Raw genomic sequence first — 23,514 nt, forward strand, 5'->3', positions numbered from 1 at the left:
ATTAAGCCTGCCGCTAGCGTTCATCCTGAGCCAGGATCAAACTCTCCATTGTAAATGTTGTTGTGGCTTCTGTAAACCCCTGCCCATTACAGACAGCAGCCACAGAGCCGAATTCTCCTAAACAAATAATTGCTTATTTTTCTCTTAGCTTATCTCATCACGTCAAAGAACAGGACCAATCACTCATTCTCATCTACTTTTCTTTTCTCTGTTTGCGATTGGGATTGCAAAGGTAGAAAAAGAATTCTAAGTTTCAATATGTAGATGAAAAATAATTTAAAATATTTTTACATTCTTTAATATTTTAAAAAATAAATAGAATCGATACAATCAATCTTTATTCAAGAAGGCATATTTGTAATCTACAGGCGAAACAAGCGTCTCTTTAATAGCACGAGGCGATACCCAGCGAAGCAGATTTAGAACTGAACCTGCCTTGTCGTTAGTACCAGATGCACGTGCACCGCCAAAAGGTTGCTGACCAACTACAGCACCGGTTGGCTTGTCATTAATATAAAAATTTCCGGCTGCATTAACTAAATGATCCGTTGCATACTGTATTGCATAGCGGTCCGTAGCAAAAACTGCTCCGGTCAAAGCATATGGAGAAGTCGAGTCGATAACAGGAATAATATCTTCAAACTTATCTTCTTCATATACATAAACTGTAAGTACCGGACCAAAAATTTCTTCACACAGTGTAACATAATCCGGCTGGAAAGCTCTTATAATTGTTGGTTCAACAAAGTATCCTTTGCTTTTGTCATAGTTGCCGCCAGAAATAATTTCAGTAACATCACTTTCTTTTGCCTTTTCTATATAGGATGTGATTTTATCAAATGATTTTTCATCGATTACAGCATTGACAAAATTGGAGAAATCTTCAACGCCACCCATCGTGATTTCAGCAAGATCCTTGATCATAAATTCTTTTATTTCTTCCCAGAGATTAGAAGGAATGTATGCTCTTGAAGCGGCTGAACATTTTTGTCCCTGGTATTCAAATGCTCCGCGAATCAGACCCGTTGCTACTGCTTTTGCATCCGCAGATTTGTGCGCAAGGACAAAATCTTTCCCGCCAGTTTCTCCAACTATTCTTGGGAATGATTTATAAACAGGAATATTTTCTCCGATTGTTTTCCAGATTGTCTGAAAAACTCTTGTGCTTCCAGTAAAATGAATTCCGGCGAAGTCAGCATGTTTGAATATGATTTCTCCTGCAACTGGGCCGTCTGTCAGAATCATATTGATAACACCATCGGGCAAACCGGCTTTTTTGAAAACCTTCATAATCACATGTGCAGAATAAACCTGTGTAAAAGCCGGCTTCCATAATACAACATTTCCCATTAATGCCGGAGCAGCCGGAAGGTTCCCGGAAATGGCGGTGAAATTGAAAGGTGTTATCGCAAATACAAAACCTTCCAGCGGGCGGTATTCCATCCGGTTCCAGACGCCATCGGAAGACTCAGGCTGCTGCTCGTAAATGTCTCTCATGAAATTGACATTGAGGCGCAAAAAATCGATCAGCTCACATGCGGAGTCTATTTCTGCCTGGTATGCATTCTTGGATTGCCCCAGCATGGTGGCTGCATTGATTTCGGCACGATAAGGTCCTGCAATTAATTCTGCTGCTTTTAAAAAGATCGAAGCACGCTGTTCCCAGCGCATAGTTGCCCAGTTTTCTTTGGCTTCCAAAGCTGCACCAATGGCATTCTTTACATCTTCTCCTGTTCCTTCATGAAAATAGCCCAACACATGCTGATGATCGTGCGGGGGCGAAATGGCATGTTTATTCTGCGAGAATATTTCCTTATTTCCTATATACTGAGGAATTTCTATAACCTTTGAACGTGCTTCTTCCAACGCCTTTTTTAACTCGATTCTTTCCGGACTGCCGGGCAAATAACTTTTCACCGGCTCGTTTTTTATTGCCGGAACATTAAATATTCCTTTTGACATGATTATAGCTTATTAATGACATGCATGATTCATATGCTTGAAGTAAACAAAAAAATATTTATTAGCGATCCAGAAAACAGGGATTCCTTAGAAAGTGTACTTGTATTTACTGCGCAGTTTCGTCATAAATACTTTTATAATAGCCTATTCATAGGTATTTTACTTAAATTCGCACTCCCAATTTTCTGATTCAATTTTACACAATGATATTTTACAGTACCAAAACTTCAAGCTTGAAAGCATCACTGGAAGAAGCCATTTTTAACAGCTTGCCTCCGGATAACGGGCTTTACATGCCGGAACATATTCCGACAGTTTCTGCTAAGTTTTTGGAAAATATTGAAGACAGAACTTTCAATGAAATAGCTGTCGAAATAACGTATACTTTGTTTGGAGACGAAATTTCAAGAAGCGAAATTGAGGAAATCATTCATGGTGCCTATGATTTTGAAAGTCCGGTTATACCTGTGAATCAGGATAATTACGTTCTGGAATTGTTTCATGGACCGTCCATGGCGTTCAAGGATTTCGGGGCAAGGTTTATGGCGGCTATCATGTCCTATTTTCTGCTTCGTTCCCAAAAACAGATCAATATTCTTGTTGCAACTTCGGGCGATACCGGCGGTGCCGTGGCGCAGGGATTTTACAAAATTCCCGGCATTACCGTTACTATTTTATATCCGAGCGGCAAAGTAAGCGACATTCAGGAAAAGCAGCTGACAACCCTCGGACACAATGTTACGGCTATCGAGGTGGACGGAACCTTTGACGATTGCCAGCGGCTCGTGAAAGAAGCATTTCTTGATCCTGAACTAAACCAAAAATTTCATCTGGCCTCTGCGAATTCGATTAACATTGCAAGGCTCATTCCGCAGTCGTTCTATTTCTTTTCTGCTTATGCGCAATTAAAAAAGTTCGGAAAGCCGATTGTGTTTTCTGTTCCGAGCGGAAACTTCGGAAATCTGAGTGCCGGCTTGCTGGCTTATAAAATGGGTTTGCCGGTAGAACACTTTGTGGCCTCCACAAATCTGAACAATGCAGTACCGCGATATCTTAAAACCGGAAGTTACGAACCGGCTGCTTCCGTAGAAACTATTTCCAATGCGATGGATGTCGGAAGTCCGAGCAACTTTGTCCGTTTGCAAAGATTTTTTGAAGATGACTGGACGTTGGCTACTCAAAAACTTTCCGGCTTCTTTTTTACAGATGAGCAAACAAAGCAGTCAATGCGGGAAATTTACAATCAGACCAACTACATCATGTGTCCGCATACCGCAGTTGCATACCAGGGCTTGCAGGAATACAGGAAAGTGAACGCCGCAGATTTTACCGGCATTTTCCTGGCAACGGCTCATCCGGCCAAATTTATTGATCTTGTTGAGGAAACACTTGAAAAATCGGTCGAAATACCGGAAAGGTTGAAATCTCTGCTTTCAATCAAAAAAGAAGCCATTCAAATGAATGCAGATTTTTCACAGTTCAAAAATCTGTTAATGAATAACTTAAAGTAAAATATCAATTATTTTAAGCCCTTTAGAATTCAATATTTGCGTTAAACTGGATACTGGTACGCAAATATTGAATTCTGAAAGGCACAAAAAATCAGTTGATCACGTCTCCTCTCAGAATTCTGAAGCGTTTTCTTGAGTCCGCTACAAAAATGCTTCCCGGATACTTTTCCATCAGTTCCTGATACAATTTCATAGCTTGGTCTTTGTCATTCAGTTTTTCCTGATAAAGCTTTGCCATGGCAAACAAGGCATCGTCTCCGTAAATGTCATGACCAAATTTTGAGACAAGCAACTTCAGATTTTCCATGGCCTGCTGGTTGCTGTCAAGCTTGATGTAGGTTTTTGCAGTAAGCCAGATTATTTCATCCGCAAGGCTGTGATTTTCATATTTTTTGTAAAGCTGCTTCAAAGTATCGATAGCCTCATACTTTTTATTCTGAAAGAGAAGAAGCTCCACGGCCGAGTAAGCTTTCATGGCAGCTTCCGTACTGTCCAGTCCTGTATTGTCCATGATAAGCAGTGAAAGTTCGTTGGCATCATTGGCTATTTCTCTGGACGTTGCTTTTTTCAAAATATCCAGAACGGCTTTCGCCAGTACAAATTCTCCTTTGTAATAATGAAGTTTTGCATTGCGCAATTTTGCTTCATAACCGAGAAGATCGTCTTTCTGTGATTTTTCAACCTGAGAGTAAACCAGCGTAGCTTCCCACGGCTCGCCCTGAAGAAGATAAATGTCGCCAAGATCCAGTTTGCATTTATCTACAAAGTTCTTTTCCTGTTTTCCAGCCTCAATGGCAGTTTCCAGAATGGCGATGGCCTTTTTAAAATCATCCATATAGAATGCATTCAGAGTGGCCATGTTACGAAGTGCCTCCACAGTCCGTACATTGGTTCCAAGTTCATCCACGAGCTGCTGATACTGGCCGAGCAATTTTTCGACCTCGCTTTTTTTAACCGGATACGTATTTTTAACCTGTTCTTCTCTGGCAAAAATGGCCATTCTTCTTGCAACCGGATACAGCTGACCTTTCGGATATTCTTTAACCAAATAATCAAAAATGGTTCCTGCATTGCTGTAATCCAGGTTTTGTAACGCCAGCATGCCAAGATTATATAGTCTTGATCCGTTGTGTTTGAATCGTTTATCCAGCGATCTTTCCTGTATAAATGCTTTGTAGAAATCCTTTTTCTGAATCTGATACCAGATCAAGAGTTCATTGTAGAAACCTTCATTCGGAAATTTCTGGATCTTGTCATACAAGACTTTTTCCAGCAAAGCCTGTTCTTTCTCATCTTTGGTAAAATCCTGAAGCATGTTCTGCACCACTTCTGTATTCTGATAGCGCATGCCGTAGGAAAGCAGTTCGTCTATCATTTTTTCCGGATCGTTCAGATCGCGGTATACACTGGCCAGTTCAAGCTGGAACAAATCGGTACGCTTCGCACTTTCTCTCGCCTGGAGCAATATATTTTTAGCCCATTGCGGCTGGTTTATAGCCCTGAACTCATCCGCCAGATCGCGTTTGAGCTCTATTCTGGCACCGGATGAGGCAATAGCCTGTTCATTCTTTCTGGAAGCGTCCTGAGCCTTTCCCTGCGTTTCCAGCATAACGCCCCAGTACAAATAATACCAGCTTGCATTCGCTGCATCATTTTTAATCTGCTTTTTATAAAATGATTCCGCCTCGCCCCAGCTTTTGTTCTTGATTATACAGCTTGTATAATTTTTAAGCGACCCTTTTTCAAAGGACGACTTAAGATAAGCTGTATAATATGTCAGCGCCTTGGCACAATCTCCGTTTTTAAAATATTCCTCCGCCATTTCTTTTTCACTTTGCCCGAACGCCGCCGCCGCCCCGGAACACAAAATGAATATCATAATCCATCTTGAAACCTTTTTCATAATAGAAAAAAAATTTTGTTTTTAATTATTACTATTCATTGTGCCTGTGGATAAGATGATAACTTCTTTATCCACTGTAGATTAACATAGTTATCCACAACATGTGAATAACTATGTGTATTTATCCACTTAAGATTTTTTAGTTATTAACAACTAATTTGCTGAATTACAAGTTAGGAAATTTTCTGTTCACACACGAATGTGAATAAGTAGCCTTTCTCTGCAATATAAGTTATCCACAATAACTTTAGTGAATTAACGCACTGTTAACTTCAACTTAGTCTTTAGTTATCCACTAAACGATGGATTCTCTGAATTTATCCACACAGTTTATGTTTTATCCACACAGTTGTTCACAAAATTCAGGTATTTATAAACAAAAAAAGAGGCTTATTAACATAGTTATCCACAATGAGTGTATAAGCTTTTCTAGGATTTTTATTTCGGGAGGGTTATATTAATGTCGTTCAGCTCAAAATTGCTCTTCAGCAAAATTTTGTCCTGGAGATAATATATGGCTTCTGGCTGCCTGTTCTTGTCCAGTTCGCCGGTATCCCACCGCTTGTTACGGTTGGCATCAATGATAATCCGGATCATATATTTTCCTTGTGGAACATGCCGGAACGTATAAGGAGAAGTATATACCGATTTGAAAACTTTGAATTGCTCGTCAACAAGCTCCACGATAAAGTGCGTGGAAGTATCTGCATTCAGTACGGCGCCTTTTATCTGCCCGTAATTTTCTTCATTCAGAACAGGATGTTTAAGCAACGTCCTGGCCAAGGTATCGTCTTCGACGCTTATAACAGATCCCTTTGGAAGATCCCATTTGATAGAATCTTTTGCAAACGATTTTGCATTTACAGTAAGAATATTGTGCGTAACATTCCAGCTGTAAGGAAATGAGTGAAGCGGTTCGTGCGTCAGGCTGTCCGTTATAAGCGTTATTTTTTGATCATCAAGAAACTTTATCGGTTTGTTGAGTACAAACTGGTAAACAAATTCATTGGTCAAAGGCTTGTTTTGCTCAGGCAGCGTAGTCAGCCCCAGCGGATCTTTCTGTCTTTCTTTCCCGCGTTGCGCCTGAAATGCAATTTTTTGTTCAAAATCGGTAACAGTGCCTAATGAATCAGTAGCGGTAAGTTTTACCAAAGTAGAATCCGGATGAGGATCTACATTAAAGAATTTAAGTGCAGTTCCGTTTTCAAGCAAATAGGGCAGCGTATCTTTGTTCATAAAAGTCACGCCTACTTTTTCAATCGGCTTGCTGAAAACGACGGAATAGTTATTAACCCTGGGCAGTGTCCGCTGGATTTTCAGGGGAGTGTTATCCGAAAGGAACATATTTATCTGGTAAGCAACTGAATCTGCTCCCGCCTTTATAATCTGGTTTACAAATCCGGTTCTTTCATCTTTTGCATTGTATAACATGTTACGGTTTTTGTCATCAATAGCAATCAATTTATACGCACGCGTCTGAACATTTTCAATGGAGAATGTTCCGCTGCTGTCGGTCCGGGAGAAATAGTAAGGCTTTTGCTTGGCTACATTCAGCGTGTCGCTGACATTATAAAGTCCGACCAGTGCATCAAAAATGGGTTTGTTTGTTGTAATGTCCTTTACACTGCCGTAAACGCGTCCGGAATCCAGCGTACTTCCTGTGCTGAAAACCATTTTTAGATTTTTTGCCGGATTTTTCTCTGCAAAATCCTTGATTGCATCGCCGAAATTCAGCGTGTAAGTAGTACTATCTTCAAACTGTTTTTTAAAAGTAAGCGCTACTGACATTCCGTTTTGCTTGTAAGTATAAGGATTGTCGGCTTCCGGTGTAATAATCAGTTTCTGGTTTATATTATCGACCACTACGTACTCATTGAAGTAGAGCTCGATTTTTTTGCCCTTAAAATTCAGGGTTTTGTTTACAGGAAAACTTTCAACAAGATTGGGCGGAATAGAATCTTTTTTTCCTCCGGTCGGAGCAACTTGCTGGGCGCAGCGTCCGAAAATTAACAGGCTGATAAAAGCAATTGCAAGTGTTCTGATCATGTGCATGGATTTGAAAAAGCCCTCAATACAAATGCTGTATTGAGGGCTTTCGTGTTTATGTTGCAGGCAGTTTATTGTTTCGTAACAATGTATATTAAACTGGATGTATTTAATTCCTCTTTGTTGTTTGAACGGCCTTTCAGATTCGAAATCAAGCCTGTTTTTACACTTTCAAGCAAACTTATTCTTTTCCCTTTATACTTCGTACTGAGCATTCCGACATAAAATGAGTCAAACCACATCGGAAGCGTCTTGATTACTGTCAGATTATGTTTCTGAAGAAGCTTCTGCATGGATGCTTTTGTAAAGTGATAAAGATGCCTTGGAACGTCATATGCTGCCCAGAAACGGCCGTATTTCAAGGCATCATACGACTGAGGATTCGGTACAGCAATAATTATCTTGCCATTTTCCTTCAAATGCAAGGAAAGCCAGTTGATGGTTTCGTTCAGCTTGTGTACATGCTCCAGAACATGCCATAACGTAATGATATCAAACTGCTGGTTTTCCAGCGAAGAATTGTAAATATCGCTGTAAATACGTCCTGCTGCTTTTTCATTGGCAATTGTCCTTGCTTCCTGATCAGGTTCAGTTCCGGCAATGTTCCAGCCATCCGTTTTTACAGCCTGAAGAAAAGCGCCGGTTCCGCATCCGATATCAAGCAATGCACCTTTTGAACCTGAAAGTTCATTTATCAGCTTTACTTTTTCTTTTATCGTATAATTACGGACGGATGTATAAACTTTGTTCATTACATTTTTCCCGTCATCGTGGTGCGAAATGTAATCATTTGACTGATAATACTGTCCGATATCTTCTTCCGAAGGCCTTGGATTGGTCAGTAAAAAGTAGCAGGAATTACATTGCTGAATTGTAAATTCTTTATGAGAAACCGTGTAATCCTCTACATTCAGATAGTTGCTGAAACTGGACTTACTGCAAACCGGGCAATTCTGGAGTGTTTCTAGTGGCATTTATCGTCCAATAAAGAGCATTAATACTGAAATATCCGAAGGGCTCACACCACTGATCCGGGAAGCTTGTCCTATGGTTGCCGGACGTGTCCTTTTTAGTTTTTCCCTTCCTTCAAATGACAATGAAGTGACCACGTCATAATTGAAATTCTCTACAATATTAAGGTTTTCCAGCTTGTTCATTTTTTCCACAAGCAGTATTTCCTTTTCTATATAACTGTCGTACTTGAGATTTATTTCAGCCTGCTGAATAGAATCCTGTCCGTATTCTTCCAGTAAACCGGCTACAACGGGACTTGCTTCCTTAAGCTGGTCAATTGTAATCTGAGGTCTTTTCAGCAATTGTGAAAGCGAAATTTTTTCACGCAGCAGCGCAGTTCCTATTGCTTCGAGCGTAGGATTAATTTCTTCAGGCGTCAGTTTGGTACCGGAAAATGCAGCAATGATGGCTTCTACTTCGGCTTTCTTTTTTCGTACTGCTTCTACTCTTTCCGGACCTGCCAATCCAAGTTTATACCCTTTTTCTGTCAGCCTCATGTCCGCGTTATCCTGGCGCAGCAAGGTTCTGTATTCAGCCCTTGAAGTAAACATCCGGTAAGGTTCTTCCGTCCCTTTGTTAATTAGGTCATCAATCAAAACGCCGATATAAGCTTCCGATCTTTTCAGTACAAAAGGATCAAGTTCGTATACATTCTGATGCGCATTGATTCCCGCCATCAATCCCTGGCATGCCGCTTCTTCGTAACCCGTAGTTCCATTAATCTGTCCGGCAAAAAACAGGTTCTTTACCAAGTGCGTTTCAAGCGTGGATTTAAGTTGTGTCGGGGGGAAATAGTCGTATTCGATTGCATATCCCGGGCGGAACATTTTGGCGTTTTCAAATCCAGGTATTTTTCTCAAAGCAGCATATTGCACGTCTTCGGGCAATGAAGTTGAAAATCCGTTTACATACACTTCGACCGTATCCCAACCTTCCGGCTCCACAAAAATCTGATGGCGGTCTTTATCTGCAAAACGGTTTATTTTGTCTTCTACAGAAGGGCAATACCGCGGCCCGATTCCTTTTATCCTTCCCGAAAACATCGGTGATTTTTCAAAGCCGGTTCTCAGGATTTCATGGACTTCCGAATTAGTATAAGTAATCCAGCAGCTCCTTTGCTTGGCAAGCGGCTTGGTGTCCGTATAGGAAAATTTTGCAGGGTTTTCGTCTCCGGGCTGTTCTTCCATTTTGGAATAATCCAGCGAACGTCCGTCTACGCGCGGCGGCGTTCCGGTTTTCATACGTCCTGCTTCAAAGCCCAATGTCACCAATTGTTCTGTTATTCCAGTTGCTGCTTTTTCGCCTGTACGTCCGCCTCCGAAGTTTTTCTCTCCGATATGGATCAATCCGTTCAGGAATGTTCCGTTTGTAAGAACAACCGATTTTGACTTGATCTCAATTCCCAGACTTGTTTTTACACCGCATGCTTTCCCGTCCTTGATCAGGATTTCCTTTGCGGTATCCTGCCAGAAATCCACATTGGGATTATTCTCAAGTGTGTTACGCCATTCCTGTGCAAACAATACCCTGTCGCTCTGGCAGCGCGGGCTCCACATAGCCGGGCCTTTGGATAAGTTCAGCATCCGAAACTGGATCATGGTCTTGTCGCTGATAATTCCGGACTGCCCGCCCAGCGCATCTATTTCGCGCACGATCTGTCCTTTTGCCACACCGCCCATGGCCGGGTTGCAGGACATCTGCGCAATGGTGTGCATATTCATTGTAATAAGCAGTACGGAAGAGCCCATGGTTGCTGCTGCAGCAGCAGCTTCGCAACCTGCATGTCCTGCTCCTACTACGATTACATCATATTCCTGAAACATAATTTTTGATTCACTTTACACTTCATTAAACTACTTTAATTAAAGTGTTCCACGTGGAAATTTAACTAAAAGAGCAAAAGGTGCTGATCCTCTTTTGCCCGCATTTCTTTTTTTAAGATATCGTCACTGTCGCTGTAACCCATCAGATGCAAAAGTCCATGTACAAGAACCCTGCGCAATTCGGTCGTAAAACCCACCTGAAGAGTTTCTGCATTTTCACGAACTCTGTCGATACTGACATATATATCCCCTTCCAGTTGCTTCTCTTCCTCGCTATTGTCGAACGTTATGATGTCCGTATAATAGTCGTGATCCAGATATTGTTTATTGATCTCAAGCAAGTATTCATCCGAGCAAAAAATGTAGTTGATACCTGCAATCTCAAAGCCTTCACTTTGCGCGGTATTCTTGATCCATTTTTTTGTTTTCTGCGGAAGAGGCAAACTGAAATCAATATCTTCTGAAAAGAAGTTAAGCATGCTTGAAAAAATTTAGCCGGAACTTTTGAAACTGGAAATATTCCTTACCAGGTATGCCCGGTAACAAATATGTACAAACATACTAAGTATCCCGTTAAAACAGATATACAAAAGATGACAGCATTTGAAAGACACTCTTAAAAAGTGTTAATGCTGTCATCTGTGAAATCTCTAACAAAAGGAAGCGGCAATCAGTTCTTCGCCTGGTATTTGCGGAAGTAAGTATCGACCTCCCGCTTGTAGAATGGAGAGAATGTCGGAGGAATCGTTCTGAGCAATTCGGTTTGCTTTTCCTTTTCGCGGATGTATTTTTCAAAAGCAGGCGGCGGATTGCGCGGCAGCTGTTTGGCGCTTTGTGCCTTGCGCTGCTCATCTTCGTCCTGTTCTTTCATCGCCTTTTCCGATTCAAGAAGCCTTGTTGTAATCTCCTGGTTACGCTTGATAAGCTCCGGCGTAATGCGTTTGTTTACAAGATCGGTTTCTGTCTCGTCCATTTTTTCGGCAATTTCCTGAAGTTCCTTTCCGAACTGTTTTCCTGCTTCAGAGCCTTTCTGCGATTCCATAAGGTCCTGGATCATTTTCCGGATCATGGCCTGCTCTGCGGCCATTCTGGCAAGTTGCTCCGAGTTGTTGCCCTGCCCTTCTTTGCCCTGGCCCAGTTTCTTCATTTCTCCGTTAAGCTTTTCCTGCATTTCTCCCATGCCTTTCTGCTCTCCTTTCTGCTTGCCTTTTTTGCCTTTACCGCTGCCCGGCATGGCCATGGCCATTTGCTGCTGCATCTGGTTGAATACGTCGCTAAGCATCAGCGCAAGGTTGTTCATGGAAGTCATGGCAAACTGCTGTTTGGAAGTCGCCACATTGATCTGCCGGTCTTTAATGCTTTTTACGCTTTCATCCATGTAGGATTTCATATCGTTCAGCTCGCGGGTAATAAACGACTGGATCTGGACTACGCGGTTTGCAAGGGCATACAGACTGTCCTCCACAACTTTGGCATCGTCCTTCAGTTTCAGCTGCTGCTGGCCCAGTTTTATAAAACGCGGATCCTGAAGGTTTACACCACGGAAGTCTTTCATCAGCGTTTCCTGGTCAAACGACAGCGTAATCAGATTTTCAAGAATATCCCGCAATGCATCCAGATTTTCTTCCATCTGTTCCATTTCTGCCGATTCCATTTCTGCTTCCATGGACTGCGCCATTTTCTTCATCGATTGTGCAGCCTTTTTCTGCGCTTGTGCGGCTTTGGAGTTCTGTTGTTTGTCAAGCTGCTGTTTGCTCTGTTCCATTTGCTCAGAAGCATCTTTCTGCTCTTCCTGCTGCGAGTCTATGGGCTGTTCCATTTCCTTGCTCATCTCCTCTACTTCCTTGCTGTCTTCCTGAGCCTTTTTGAATTCATCCTGGATTTTCTCCTGCTCTTTTTTCAGATCTTCATTCTTGCTTTTTTTATCGTCTGCATTTTTGTTCTTGTCGTTTTCCTGCGTTTTCTCGGCAAGAGTTTCTTCTTTTTCTGCCAGTTGGTCCAGCTTCTCAACCAGGTTTTCCATTTTCTGTTCAAGCTGCATTTGCTTGAACAGTTCCATGGTTCTTTCCAGCTCTTTTTCAAGATTGCCTTCCTTGTTCTTCAGCTTCTCCATCATGCTCGACAGGCGTTCGCTTTGCTTCTGTTCGAGCAGTTTTTTCAATTCCTGATAAAGCTTGTCCGTATTTTTGTCCATCAAATCATTCATCAGTTTCTGCAGCTGCTCAATCTTGCTCTGCAGTTCCGGACTTTGCTGATTGAATTGCTTGGACATTTCATTTGACTTCTGATGCTTTTCCTGCAAAGCCTGCAGTTCTTTCATCAGCTCTTCACGCTTTCTGATCACTTCCTCAATCTGCTTCTGCTCTTTAAAGTCGAGTTCCTTGTTACTCTTCAGACGGTTGTCAAGATTGTTTAGGTCTTTCTGCAGACTTTGTGCTTTTTTCATTGCCGACTGCATCTGGTTTTCTGTTTCCTGCTCCGTTTTCTTTATCTCAGCTTCCAGAAGATCTTTGGACGGAACCGTGAATTGAATAGAACGTGAACGCGCGCTTTTGGCACCGTTTACGCCGTCATTATCCCAGACCTGCGCATAATATTCAATTTTATCTCCCGGCTGCAACTTAAGACTGTCAACGTACCATTGGAAATAAAAGCTTTGTGTATTGACCGTTTTATTGAACGGAATAGGAATTCCTTTTGCCTGTGAAGGTTCTTTGGCATCGGCGCGCTTTACAGAATAAAACATTTTAAGCTGTGAAAATCCGTAATCATCGCTGATCGAACCGCCAAGCACCAGATAATTATACAAGGTTGTATCCTGAAAATTCTCAAGGTTCAGGATCGGGAACTTGTCCGGAATCACATTTATGTAATAGCCTATCTTGTCGGCATTGGTTGTTTCTTCATTTTTAAGCGAAACCTGGTACTGCGAAGAACGTCGTACTGCTTTGCGGATCTGGAAGTGATCACCGTTTCCTGCTTTTGCCTGATAAAGAGCTGAATCATTTTCAAAGCGTATGGCAAGCGAATTCGTCGAAGAAGTATTGAAGTCCCACTCAATGGTTGTTCCTTCCGGAACCGAAAGATTTCCTACATTATTAAGGCCTTCTGCCGGTTTATTGAGGTACGCGGGATAATGCAGGTTTACGTCAAATGAAAGCAGCGACGGTCTTTCCGCAATATGGATCCGGTATTCGTCCGAAGCAAACCCGGCCGCATCGAATGAAAAGGCAATTTCACGCTGAATATTCTTGAATGTATACGAGTAATTCTGGTTTCCTTCAGCATTCAGCTTGAACCTTGATCCGTTCTGAACAAGATAAACGGCTTCTGGCAATGCCTCGCCTTTCAGTTTCAGTTTCAATGTAAAATCTTCATTCCGGAATGCTTTCAGGTTCTTATTTTCAAGTACGAAGGAAAACGGAGCATATGTATAGTTCTTCTGAAAATGGATAATTCTGTCCGAACTGGAAGAAAAGAAAGACGGATTGAAGAGCAGAATTACCGCAATGGCTGCAAGCGGATAAATGGCATACGTTATCCGCTTTCTATTTTCATTGAATTTGATTGCATCCGAAAACCGTACAATCAGCAACTGCCCGGATTTCTGCCGGATACTTGCTTCTATAAGGTCCGACTGCATACCCGAAAGGTTTCGTAGCTGCAATGTATTAACCAGCTTATCGCCTATTTCAGGAAAATAGGCACCGATCTGCAAAGCGGCATCCTCATCGGAAAGCGGCTTTTTAAGTCCTGACAAATGGATCAATGGCTGAATGACCCACTGAAAAATCGAGAAAACCAGAACCGCCAGAAAGCCAAAGAACAGCGTTCCTCTGACCGCAGAACTGAATCGGCCGAAGTATTCTATGGTATTGAAAAACAAAAAGACGGTCAGAAGTAAAGCTGCCGAAAAGATGATTCCTTTCAGCAATTGATTTTGATAATATTTTTGACGGTATTCCTGAATGCGAAGCAACAGGCCTTCCATTGCCGGAGTGAATGGAGTCATATAAATTCTCTTTATAACTGTTGGCTTTTAGAACGTAATCGGAAGACAAAAATTACAACTTGTCCCCATGCATAAAACATTCTAATATAATGAATTTATATTGAATTTCTTACCGGCAAAATCAAAAATCCTGTTATAATTCTGTGCGTTGAAAACCTGCGTGAACTAGAACGACACCAATGCACCAACAGATGCGTAGTTGATCCAGTTGAAATTGTAAACTTCTTCCGAATCTGCCCCGCCTTCTACAACGCGGTAGCCAAGCTTGATGCCGAATTTGGGATTGATCTGATATGCAACGCCTGCAAAAATATCTTCGGCGCGTCCTTGTTTTGCAGCCAGCGCATCGCCTTCCAGAATAAGTGACCAGCGATAATTAGGCTTGTAAGAAGCATAGAAATTGACAAGCGGAACAAAACCGACATTATCGAAATGGGTGTCGCTGGATTCGTTTTTAAAGCGGACATCTGCATCACGGATTTTTCCGGTAAGCCCCGCCCCTACTCTCCAACGTGCTTTGGCAATAAAATCGTAACGATACGTAAGCCGGTATGAGTTGAATTTGTAAAAAACTTCAAGCGGCTGCGCTGCCGGAAAGTTCAAGCCATTGAAGTTGACATTTTCCCCGAAAGAACCTTTGTACTTAACCGTTAACGGAGCATACAACAAGGAAACGTTATGGCGGTTTTTGATTGTATATCCTGCTCTAATCCTGTAAAATACCTTTGGATCAATCGTAAGATCTTCCTGCAGATTCACCAATGTTCCGCCGGAATTAGGAATTCTGACTTTATTGTAATTGGTTCCAAGTACGAGCCCGCTTTCCAGATCCAGCTTTAACTGGGCGGAAGCAGGAATTGCAGCAAATGTCAGAAGTGTAAGAATGATATAGTGAAGTTTCATAACGTCTATAAATAAAAAAACAACCCGAAGTGAGTTGTTTTGTACAAAATTGATGCCTGAAGTATGGAACTATGCTTCGATTGTTTCCGGATAATTTTTGACTTCGCGCACAAAAGATTTAATGTCCTGTTCCAGATCGGTGCTTTCCTGTAACACGCGTATGAATGCACTTCCGATAATGGCGCCGGCAGCATATCCGGATGCTTTTTTGAAAGTTGCATTGTCTTTGATTCCAAAACCGATCAGACGAGGATTTTTCAGCTTCATATTATTCAGCTTGTTGAAATAAGATTCCATGTCTTCGCTGACACCCGATTTGGAGCCTGTGACGCTTGCGGAGGAAACGGTATAGATAAATCCCTGGCTTACTTCATCAATCTGCCGTATGCGTGCTTCCGAAGTCTGTGGCGTAACCAGAAAAATATTTAGCAGTCCGTACGAATCAAAAAGAGCTTTATATTCATTCAGGTAAACGTCCATCGGCATGTCCGGCAGGATAAGCCCGTCAACGCCAACCTCGGCACATTTGCGGCAGAAGTTTTCCATACCGAACTGCAATACCGGATTGACATAACCCATCAGCAGCACCGGAACAAAAATCGTTTCACGCATATTTTCAAGCTGCTCAAAAAGGATCTTTACAGACATGCCGTTTTCCAGGGCAACGTCATTGCTTTTCTGGATCGTTTCGCCGTCTGCAACCGGATCCGAGTACGGCATACCGATTTCCACAAGATCGGCGCCGCCGTCCTGCAAAGCTTTCAGGACGCGCATGGTATCATTGAGCTGTGGAAAGCCTGCTGTAAAATATACATTAAGCAGTCCGCTGCTTTCAGCGTGTGAAACGGTACTGTCAAAAAGATTTATAATCCTGTTCATTCCTGTGTCCAGTAATCTACAACCAAAACTTTGTCAAGATATGGTCCGAGCACTTTTCCGAAAGCCTTGTGATCGGGATGAGAAAGGTAAATTTCACGGCCTTTTTCATCGTCGAACGTTACGAAGAAAACGTGCGTGAAGCCTTGTGACAATCCTTCCGGACTGTTGTTTGTCCCCCACTCCAGTCCTTTGATCTCCTTGATTTTGGAAGGAAGCGCTTTGAACGCATCTTCTACTTCTTTGATCTGGGCCGGCGTTGCCGAGTCCTTGAATTTAAACATTACAACATGGCGAAGCATTTTTTTGGCAGCAGGTTGTTGAGGTGAAACAAATGCCATTGATCCGAAAAGGAGCATTCCGGCAAACAAAAGGAATTTTAGGTTCATAGGATATTTGGATTACTGTTTATTACTATGCGGAACAATTAAGGCACTCGCCTTCGTCACTGAATTTCATTCTGTCAAATTCACCCAGTTTTTCTTTCAGTTCCAGGATTTCGTCTTCCAGATCGCATCTTTCGAAAAGTGACAGCTCGCCGGAATTTACTTTTCCTTCAAGTTCCTGAATTTTGAGCCGGAGATCAAAAACTTCCGGCAATGTTAATGTAGCCATATGATTTTGGGAATAAATTGATGTGTCAGATATATCGCATGTAAGTTGCCATGTCCTTGTCGCCCCGTCCGGAAAGGTTTACAACAACCGTTTCATTCGGCGTGGCGCCAAGCTGTCCGAGTACTGCAAGCGCATGAGAAGACTCAAGCGCCGGAATAATTCCTTCGTAGCGCGTCAATTCAAATGCCGCCTGAACAGCTTCCTCATCCGTTGCCGACATGAAAATACCTCTGCCGCTGTCGTACAGATAAGCATGTTGCGGCCCGATGCCGGGGTAATCCAGACCTGCCGAAATTGAAAACGGTTCCACAACCTGTCCGTCTTCAGTCTGCATCAGAATAGTCCGGCTTCCGTGCAGTACGCCCGGCTTGCCCAGTGCCGTAGTCGCCGCAGAATGGCCGCTGTTCAAGCCTTTGCCCGCTGCCTCAATAGCAACCAGCTTTACATTTTCATCGTCAAGGAAGTGATAAAAAGCACCGGCTGCATTGCTTCCGCCGCCCACGCATGCCAGAACGTAATCCGGCGTTTCACTTCCGGTCTGTTCTTTCAGCTGCCATCTCATTTCTTCCGAAATAACGGACTGAAAACGGGCGACCATATCGGGATACGGATGCGGCCCAACAACTGAACCGATGATATAATGCGTATCGACCGGATTATTGATCCAGTGGCGCATGGCTTCATTGGTTGCATCTTTCAGTGTTTTGGAACCGCATGTGGCCGGCCTTACTTCGGCTCCGAGCATTTTCATCCTTGCCACGTTGGGAGCCTGGCGTTCGATATCCAGCTCGCCCATGTACACAATGCATTGAATGTCCATCAGCGCACATACAGTCGCCGTAGCCACGCCGTGCTGGCCTGCGCCGGTTTCTGCAACTACACGCTGTTTGCCGAGCTTTTTGGCCATCAGTATCTGGCCGATTGTATTGTTGACCTTATGCGCTCCGGTATGGCACAAATCTTCCCGTTTCAGAAAGATATTCGTTTTGTATTTTTCCGAAAGCCTGTTGGCGCGGTATAACGGCGTCGGACGGCCTACATAATTGCGGAGCAGGTCATGATATTCTTTTTGAAAAGAAGGTTCTGCAATGATCTGTAAATAGTTTTCGCGCAGTTCTTCTACGTTCGGGTACAGCATTTCGGGAATGAATGCGCCTCCGAAACTGCCGTAATAACCGCGGTTATCGACTTGATATGACTTCTTTTCTGCTGTTGCTTCCATAATAATTAAGCTTCCGCCTCTTCTTGCTCTTTGACACGAACTAGATTAAACAATTCTTCCAACTTGGCAATATCCTTTATGCCGGGCTCTGTTTCAAACTGGCTATTTACGTCAATGCCGTAGATAGGAAGCGTTTTTGACAAGGCAATGATTTCTTCAACATTTTCAATACTGATTCCGCCGCTCAGAAAAAACGGTTTTTCATTATCGTACTTCTTCAATAGTTTCCAGTCGAACGAAGTTCCGTTGCCGCCCGGATTTGCCCCTTTGGTATCAAACAAAAATAAATCGCAAAATGATTTATAATTATTGAGCATGGCAAAATTGAATTTCTCATCGATTGAAAATGCCTTGATCACGTTCACGCCCTTCTGACGGATGCTTCTGCAAATATCGGGCATTTCGTTTCCGTGAAGCTGTGCATACTGCAGATCATACTTTTTAACGGTGCTCAGAATGAAGCCCGGACTGGCATTTACAAAAACGCCTACTTTTTTGATGTTACCCGGAATACTTCTGATGTATTCTTCATTCAATTCTTCACCAACAAAACGGGGCGATTTTTCATAGAAAATAAACCCGATGAAATTAGGCTGCAATGCAACCAGTTCTTCAATGTTGCCTTGCTGGCGCATTCCGCAAACTTTAATTTTCATAGAAACTGAGGATTTAAATTGCTATGTTGAGTTAAGTTGTTTTGCAAATCTGCAAGTGCGGTTCCAGGATTTACAGTTTTCATAAATGTTTCTCCAATCAGGAAGCCTTTATAGCCATGCTTGTACAAGTGAAGTATGGTTTCGGCATCTTTTAACCCACTTTCTGATATTTTAACAAAAGAATCAGGGATCTGTTCACTCAGCGCAACAGAAGTTTCAACCGATGTTTCAAATGTTTTAAGGTTTCGGTTGTTTACGCCTACAATATCAATGTTTTCTCCAAGGCTAACTTCCAGTTCATCAGCATTATGCACTTCAAGCAGGACTTCAAGTCCAAGTTCGCGTGCTGTTTTGCCGAGCTGATTAATTTTATCAGGTTCAAGGCATGCAGCGATCAGCAGAATTACATCGGCACCTATGGATCTGGCTTCGAAAAGCTGGTATTCGTCAACAATAAAATCCTTCCGCAGCATTGGTACGGAAGGATTGGCATGACGTGCTTTCAGAAAATCATCGAATGACCCTCCGAAGAAATCATGATCCGTCAGAACAGACAAACCGGCTGCGCCCGCTTTCACATAATCCGCTGTAACCGTTTCAGGAAAAACCTGACCATTGATGACGCCTTTGGAAGGAGACCTGCGCTTGAATTCCGAAATGATCTGCGGAGATGAAGCATTCTTCAAAGCGGAGGCCATAGAAACAGTTGTACGCGAAAACAAAGGTTCCTTTTCCAGCACTGAAACTGGTCTCAACTTTTTTGACTCCGTAATTTCTTCCAGCTTTCTTGCGATGATTTTATCTAATATGTTCATTTGTAATCTGCTAGCTTCATACTTTATTTTACAGCACAATGCTGTTCATTCTTCAACAAGCTTCCGGAAACTCCTTAACGCTTTTCCGCTTTCCAAAGATTCCCGGGCTGCTTCAACCGAATCCAATAACGAAAGTTCGGGATTGGCGCAGTGCAAAGCCAGTGCAGAATTGGCCAGTACAGCCTGTTTTTGGGAAGAAGTCGCGGTATTGTTCAGGACGTTCATGAAAATCCGGGCAGAATCATCAACTGTTTTACCGCCTGAAAGATCATCGGCGCGCAGCGTCTGCAATCCCAGATGAGAAGGAGTAAGTATTTGCTCCGCCTGAGCAGTTATCATTTTAAAGGCACCTGTCAATGACACTTCGTCGTAACCGTCTAATGCGTGAAGAACCAGAAACCGCTTGTTCGTTTGTTGGTAAAGATAAGCTAAAAGCCGCGCTAATTCAAGACTGAAAACGCCTACAAGCTGTTTTTGGGGCGAAGCAGGATTTACCATCGGCCCAAGTAAATTAAAAAACGTTTTAACGCCCAGTTCGCGGCGTATGGGAGCCACGTTTTTCATGGCCGGGTGGAACAGCGGGGCATGAAGAAAACAAACACCTGCCTGCTCAATTTTGCGTTCCAGATAACTTTTGTCATTGGTAAACTTGGCACCGAGATATTCAAGAACCGTCGATGAGCCGCATAAAGAAGAAACGCCATGATTGCCGTGCTTGGCAACGCGCTGTCCCGTTCCCGCTACAACGAAGCAGGATAAAGTGGAAATATTGAAAGTATCCTTGCCGTCACCGCCCGTTCCGCATACGTCGATGGGATCGTATGCAGCCAGATCCACAGAAAGGCACAATTCCAGCATGGCGTCGCGAAATCCTTCCAGTTCTTCCACTGTAATGCTTCTCATGGCATAAATGGTGAGAAAGGATGCAATTTCAGAATTTGAATACTTTCCTGTACTGATCCCGATCAGCACATTCTTTGCTTGTTCTTTACTTAGTACATTATATTCGAAGAGGTGACTGAGAATGGCTTTCATGATTATTTTAGAAACTGAATAACAAAACAAAAACGGCTCTTATTTTAATGCTTGATCCAAGGAAAATTTACATCAATACGTAAGCCAGTTCTGTAACATTTCTTTTCCATGCTCGGTAAGTACAGACTCGGGATGGAACTGCAAGCCTTTTACATCATATTTTTTATGGGAAAGCCCCATGACTCTTCCCTGTTCATCAAGCGCAGTAATCTGAAGCTCATCCGTAAATGTTTCAGGAATGACCGTCCAGGAATGGTAGCGTCCTACTTTTATTTCAGTCGGCAAGCCTTTAAAAATCCGCTCGGTTGGATCTGTAATCAATGCCGTATCGCTGATTCCGTGCAGCACGTCCGTCATGTTTTCCAGCGCAGCACCGTATACTTCGCCAATTCCCTGATGTCCGAGGCAAATTCCAAGAATACTTTTGCTCGGGCCGTATTCCCGGATCACGTTATGCATGATACCGGCTTCAGAAGGAATTCCCGGGCCCGGAGAAAGTAAAATCTTGTCATATTGTGCTACATCTTCCAGAGCTATTTTATCGTTCCGGAAAATGTCAACCTGATCATGCAATTCACGAAGAATGTACACGAGGTTATATGTAAAAGAATCGTAATTATCGAGAACAAGGATTTTCATTTTAGGCAATATTTCAGATACAAATTATACAACAACTTTATAATCAAGGGCCAGCTCATCGCCCGGCATTCCGCGGATTGCCCAGTTATATAATGGCGTTTCGGTAAGCGTTATTTCAATGTCATTGGAAGAAATAGCTAAATCCTGTTGAAAATGCGTAAAGATCAATTGATACAAAGCTTTTTTGGCTTCTACGGAACGTCCTTCAAACAAGGATATTTCTATAATCGTATATTGACGGCTTCTGTCTTCAGGAAAATAAAAATCGCCTTCTTCCAGATAAAAGAAACGGTGAAACCTTTTACTTTCCGGGTATTCAAAAGCAGTGATTATGCAGGCATGCAGCGTATCGGATAACTTTTTCCGGATCGGATAAAGAAAGGCTTTGTTACCGTATATTTTTATCTGAGCCATGTTTACAAAAGTATTTAAATGCCTTCTGCAACCTCGATCGCTTTTCTTAACGCAGCCAGCTTGCTATTAATTTCCTGCAACTCACTTTCTACAATGGATTTGGCAACAACGCCCATTCCGGCACGGTAAAACAATGTGTTGTTTTTACTTAAAAAGGTCCGTATCGCAATGGCATGATTGAAATCCCCGTTGAAATCCATAAAACCGATTGCACCTCCGTAAATACTCCGGTTACTGCTTTCCATCTGATCAATCAGTTTCATGGCATTATGTTTGGGCGCTCCTGAAAGCGTTCCTGCCGGGAAAGTATCGGCGACCAGCTGCAAAGGATTTACATCTTTTTTCATCGTTCCAACTACTTTGGAAACCAGATGTATGACATGGGAATAATACTGAACTTCTTTGTAATTCATCACTTCTACCGCGTCGCAGCTTCTGCTCAGATCATTACGTGCCAGATCCACAAGCATGACGTGTTCAGCGGTCTCTTTGGGGTCATCCAGCAATTGCTGAGCAGCTATGGCATCGGCCTGATCATCGCCTGTTCTCCGGAAAGTACCAGCAATCGGATGAATTTCCGCCTGGCCATTTTTAATAAAGATTTGTTTTTCAGGAGAAGATCCAAAAATTTTATAGCTGCCGTAATCAAAATAAAATAAGTAAGGCGATGGATTTATGGATCTCAATGCACGGTAAACATTGAATTCATCACCTTTGAAATTTCTGCTGAATCTCCTGGAAGGCACAATCTGAAATACATCTCCTCGCATGCAATGATCAATTCCTTTCTGGATCACCGCCCGCATTTCATTATCGGAAACATTGGAAACTTCCTCAGAAGCTATTTTAAAGCCGTATTTAGGAAAGTTTCTGTTTTTGATAAGAATTTCAATCTGTTCAATGCCGCTCTCCTCGTTTGTATCGCCATACTGATGTTCAAAAATGTACAATTCATTTTTAAAATGGTTAATAGCAATTACATAGCGGTATACTTGGTAAAAAATTTGATCAATATCGGTTTCCGGGTTAGAAGGTTGAATGGAAATGTCCTCAAAGTAACTTACAGCGTCATAGGTCATATGACCAAAAAGGCCGTTAGTGATAAATGGAAATGTATTTTTTTCTGATTTAAAACTCTGGGCAAAATTGTACAGCGATCTTACCGCATCCTTTGAATGGGATAAAGTATACGTGTGGTTCTCACCATTTGGAAACTGCTCTGTAACCAAGCTGTTATTGAGCTTGAAAGATGCGACGGGATCGCAGCATATGTATGTAAAGGAATTTTCATTCCCATGATAATCAGAGCTTTCCAAAAGAATTGTATTTACAAAACGGTCTCTCAGTTTCAGATATATGGAAACGGGAGTCAGCGTATCCGCCAACAATTTTTTGTACTGAGTAGATATGGTAAATGACTGATCTGGCATTTTCATAAAAGTGAAATTTACAGGAATAAAAAAAGCGGCTCGCTGTCAGATGAACAGCGAGCCGCTTGAAAGTATATTTAATACTAAGCAATAGCTTACTCGTCCATCTTTTTAAGACGTGCACGCCACCACCGGATAGTATTGATTCTATGATCCATAATAATTCAGTACCTATTTCATTGACACTGTATTCTACAAATATAAATAAGAGAATTGTTAATTTTCAAATTATAGATAAAAGTTTTAAAAAAGCTTTCTTTTATGTGTGACAAAGATGGACAAACGATGTATTTACATGAACTCTGGTAATAGAAACTGAACAATAAATACAAAACTCCTCAAAACAAACGAAGCTTGATTAAAAACAAAAAGCTAGATATAATTCTATCCCCTCCACATTTGATTGATTTGATCCAGAAAGATCCTACGCGCTCCACAACTTATTGATTTGCTTCCCAAAGGTTGTGCTTTTCTTTTATCGGTCTGTTAACGCACGAAGCCCAGCTATACGGATGGGCTTCGTGGTGTGATGCAAAGAAAAAGACCATCTGATTGGGATGGTCTTTTTGTAATGGTATTGTGGCGGCTACCTACTTTACCGGGTTTGATCCAAGTATCATCGGCGGTTCCGGGCTTAA

At 42.3% G+C, this 23,514-nt stretch carries 19 protein-coding genes; 1 reads left to right on the plus strand and 18 read right to left on the minus strand.

Annotated features, from left to right (window positions below):
- Positions 1–330 precede the first annotated feature (330 nt).
- Positions 331–1,962, minus strand: a complete 1,632-nt coding sequence (gene pruA / locus FEM33_RS15620) for an L-glutamate gamma-semialdehyde dehydrogenase (RefSeq protein WP_139012959.1) — start codon at positions 1,960–1,962, stop codon at positions 331–333.
- A 203-nt stretch (positions 1,963–2,165) separates the two neighbouring features.
- Here pruA and thrC point away from each other — a divergent pair, with 203 nt between their 5' ends.
- Positions 2,166–3,473, plus strand: a complete 1,308-nt coding sequence (thrC, locus tag FEM33_RS15625) for a threonine synthase (protein WP_139012960.1) — start codon at positions 2,166–2,168, stop codon at positions 3,471–3,473.
- A gap of 91 nt (positions 3,474–3,564) precedes the next feature.
- Here the strand turns inward: thrC and FEM33_RS15630 are convergent, their stop codons facing one another.
- From FEM33_RS15630 to FEM33_RS15710, 17 genes are all read right to left on the minus strand, one after another.
- Positions 3,565–5,376 carry a tetratricopeptide repeat protein gene (locus tag FEM33_RS15630; RefSeq protein WP_229214265.1) on the minus strand — a complete coding sequence of 604 codons (1,812 nt, stop codon included), beginning with the start codon at positions 5,374–5,376 and terminating at the stop codon, positions 3,565–3,567.
- 438 nt (positions 5,377–5,814) lie between these two features.
- Entirely contained in the window at positions 5,815–7,422 is a 1,608-nt protein-coding gene (locus tag FEM33_RS15635) for an Ig-like domain-containing domain (protein WP_139012961.1), read from the minus strand.
- Between the two features lie 71 nt (positions 7,423–7,493).
- Positions 7,494–8,396 carry a class I SAM-dependent methyltransferase gene (locus FEM33_RS15640; RefSeq protein WP_139012962.1) on the minus strand — a complete coding sequence of 301 codons (903 nt, stop codon included), beginning with the start codon at positions 8,394–8,396 and terminating at the stop codon, positions 7,494–7,496.
- Positions 8,397–10,259, minus strand: a complete 1,863-nt coding sequence (gene mnmG, locus FEM33_RS15645) for a tRNA uridine-5-carboxymethylaminomethyl(34) synthesis enzyme MnmG (RefSeq protein WP_139012963.1) — start codon at positions 10,257–10,259, stop codon at positions 8,397–8,399. It lies immediately after the preceding gene.
- A gap of 65 nt (positions 10,260–10,324) precedes the next feature.
- Positions 10,325–10,738: an rRNA maturation RNase YbeY gene (gene ybeY, locus FEM33_RS15650; RefSeq protein ID WP_139012964.1), complete on the minus strand. Its 414-nt coding sequence runs from the start codon at positions 10,736–10,738 to the stop codon at positions 10,325–10,327.
- A gap of 191 nt (positions 10,739–10,929) precedes the next feature.
- The gene (locus FEM33_RS15655) at positions 10,930–14,250 is read right to left on the minus strand and encodes a coiled-coil domain-containing protein (RefSeq protein ID WP_139012976.1); all 3,321 of its coding nucleotides are present in this window, start codon (positions 14,248–14,250) and stop codon (positions 10,930–10,932) included.
- Positions 14,251–14,436: 186 nt separating this feature from the next.
- Positions 14,437–15,174, minus strand: coding sequence for a porin family protein (locus FEM33_RS15660; RefSeq protein WP_139012965.1), 738 nt, complete (start codon positions 15,172–15,174; stop codon positions 14,437–14,439).
- A gap of 69 nt (positions 15,175–15,243) precedes the next feature.
- A complete protein-coding gene (trpA, locus tag FEM33_RS15665; protein WP_139012966.1) occupies positions 15,244–16,053 on the minus strand; it encodes a tryptophan synthase subunit alpha in 810 nt (269 codons plus the stop codon).
- A complete protein-coding gene (locus FEM33_RS15670) occupies positions 16,050–16,439 on the minus strand; it encodes a Dabb family protein (RefSeq protein ID WP_139012967.1) in 390 nt (129 codons plus the stop codon). The genes trpA and FEM33_RS15670 overlap by 4 nt, the downstream gene beginning before the upstream one ends.
- 25 nt (positions 16,440–16,464) lie before the next feature.
- Complete coding sequence (locus tag FEM33_RS15675) at positions 16,465–16,665, minus strand: hypothetical protein (protein WP_138368545.1); 201 nt, start codon at positions 16,663–16,665, stop codon at positions 16,465–16,467.
- 25 nt (positions 16,666–16,690) lie between these two features.
- Positions 16,691–17,887 carry a tryptophan synthase subunit beta gene (gene trpB, locus FEM33_RS15680; protein WP_139012968.1) on the minus strand — a complete coding sequence of 399 codons (1,197 nt, stop codon included), beginning with the start codon at positions 17,885–17,887 and terminating at the stop codon, positions 16,691–16,693.
- A 5-nt stretch (positions 17,888–17,892) separates the two neighbouring features.
- Positions 17,893–18,543, minus strand: coding sequence for a phosphoribosylanthranilate isomerase (locus FEM33_RS15685; RefSeq protein ID WP_139012969.1), 651 nt, complete (start codon positions 18,541–18,543; stop codon positions 17,893–17,895).
- Positions 18,540–19,358: an indole-3-glycerol phosphate synthase TrpC gene (gene trpC, locus FEM33_RS15690; protein WP_139012970.1), complete on the minus strand. Its 819-nt coding sequence runs from the start codon at positions 19,356–19,358 to the stop codon at positions 18,540–18,542. The genes FEM33_RS15685 and trpC overlap by 4 nt, the downstream gene beginning before the upstream one ends.
- Before the next feature lie 45 nt (positions 19,359–19,403).
- Positions 19,404–20,393: an anthranilate phosphoribosyltransferase gene (trpD, locus tag FEM33_RS15695; RefSeq protein ID WP_139012971.1), complete on the minus strand. Its 990-nt coding sequence runs from the start codon at positions 20,391–20,393 to the stop codon at positions 19,404–19,406.
- Positions 20,394–20,465: 72 nt separating this feature from the next.
- Positions 20,466–21,032, minus strand: a complete 567-nt coding sequence (locus FEM33_RS15700; RefSeq protein WP_139012972.1) for an anthranilate synthase component II — start codon at positions 21,030–21,032, stop codon at positions 20,466–20,468.
- 24 nt (positions 21,033–21,056) lie between these two features.
- Positions 21,057–21,446, minus strand: coding sequence for a tautomerase family protein (locus FEM33_RS15705; RefSeq protein WP_139012973.1), 390 nt, complete (start codon positions 21,444–21,446; stop codon positions 21,057–21,059).
- Positions 21,447–21,460: 14 nt separating this feature from the next.
- Complete coding sequence (locus tag FEM33_RS15710; protein WP_139012974.1) at positions 21,461–22,882, minus strand: anthranilate synthase component I family protein; 1,422 nt, start codon at positions 22,880–22,882, stop codon at positions 21,461–21,463.
- Positions 22,883–23,514: the final 632 nt, after the last annotated feature.

Source organism: Dyadobacter flavalbus (assembly GCF_006149045.1).
Taxonomy (GTDB): domain Bacteria; phylum Bacteroidota; class Bacteroidia; order Cytophagales; family Spirosomataceae; genus Dyadobacter; species Dyadobacter flavalbus.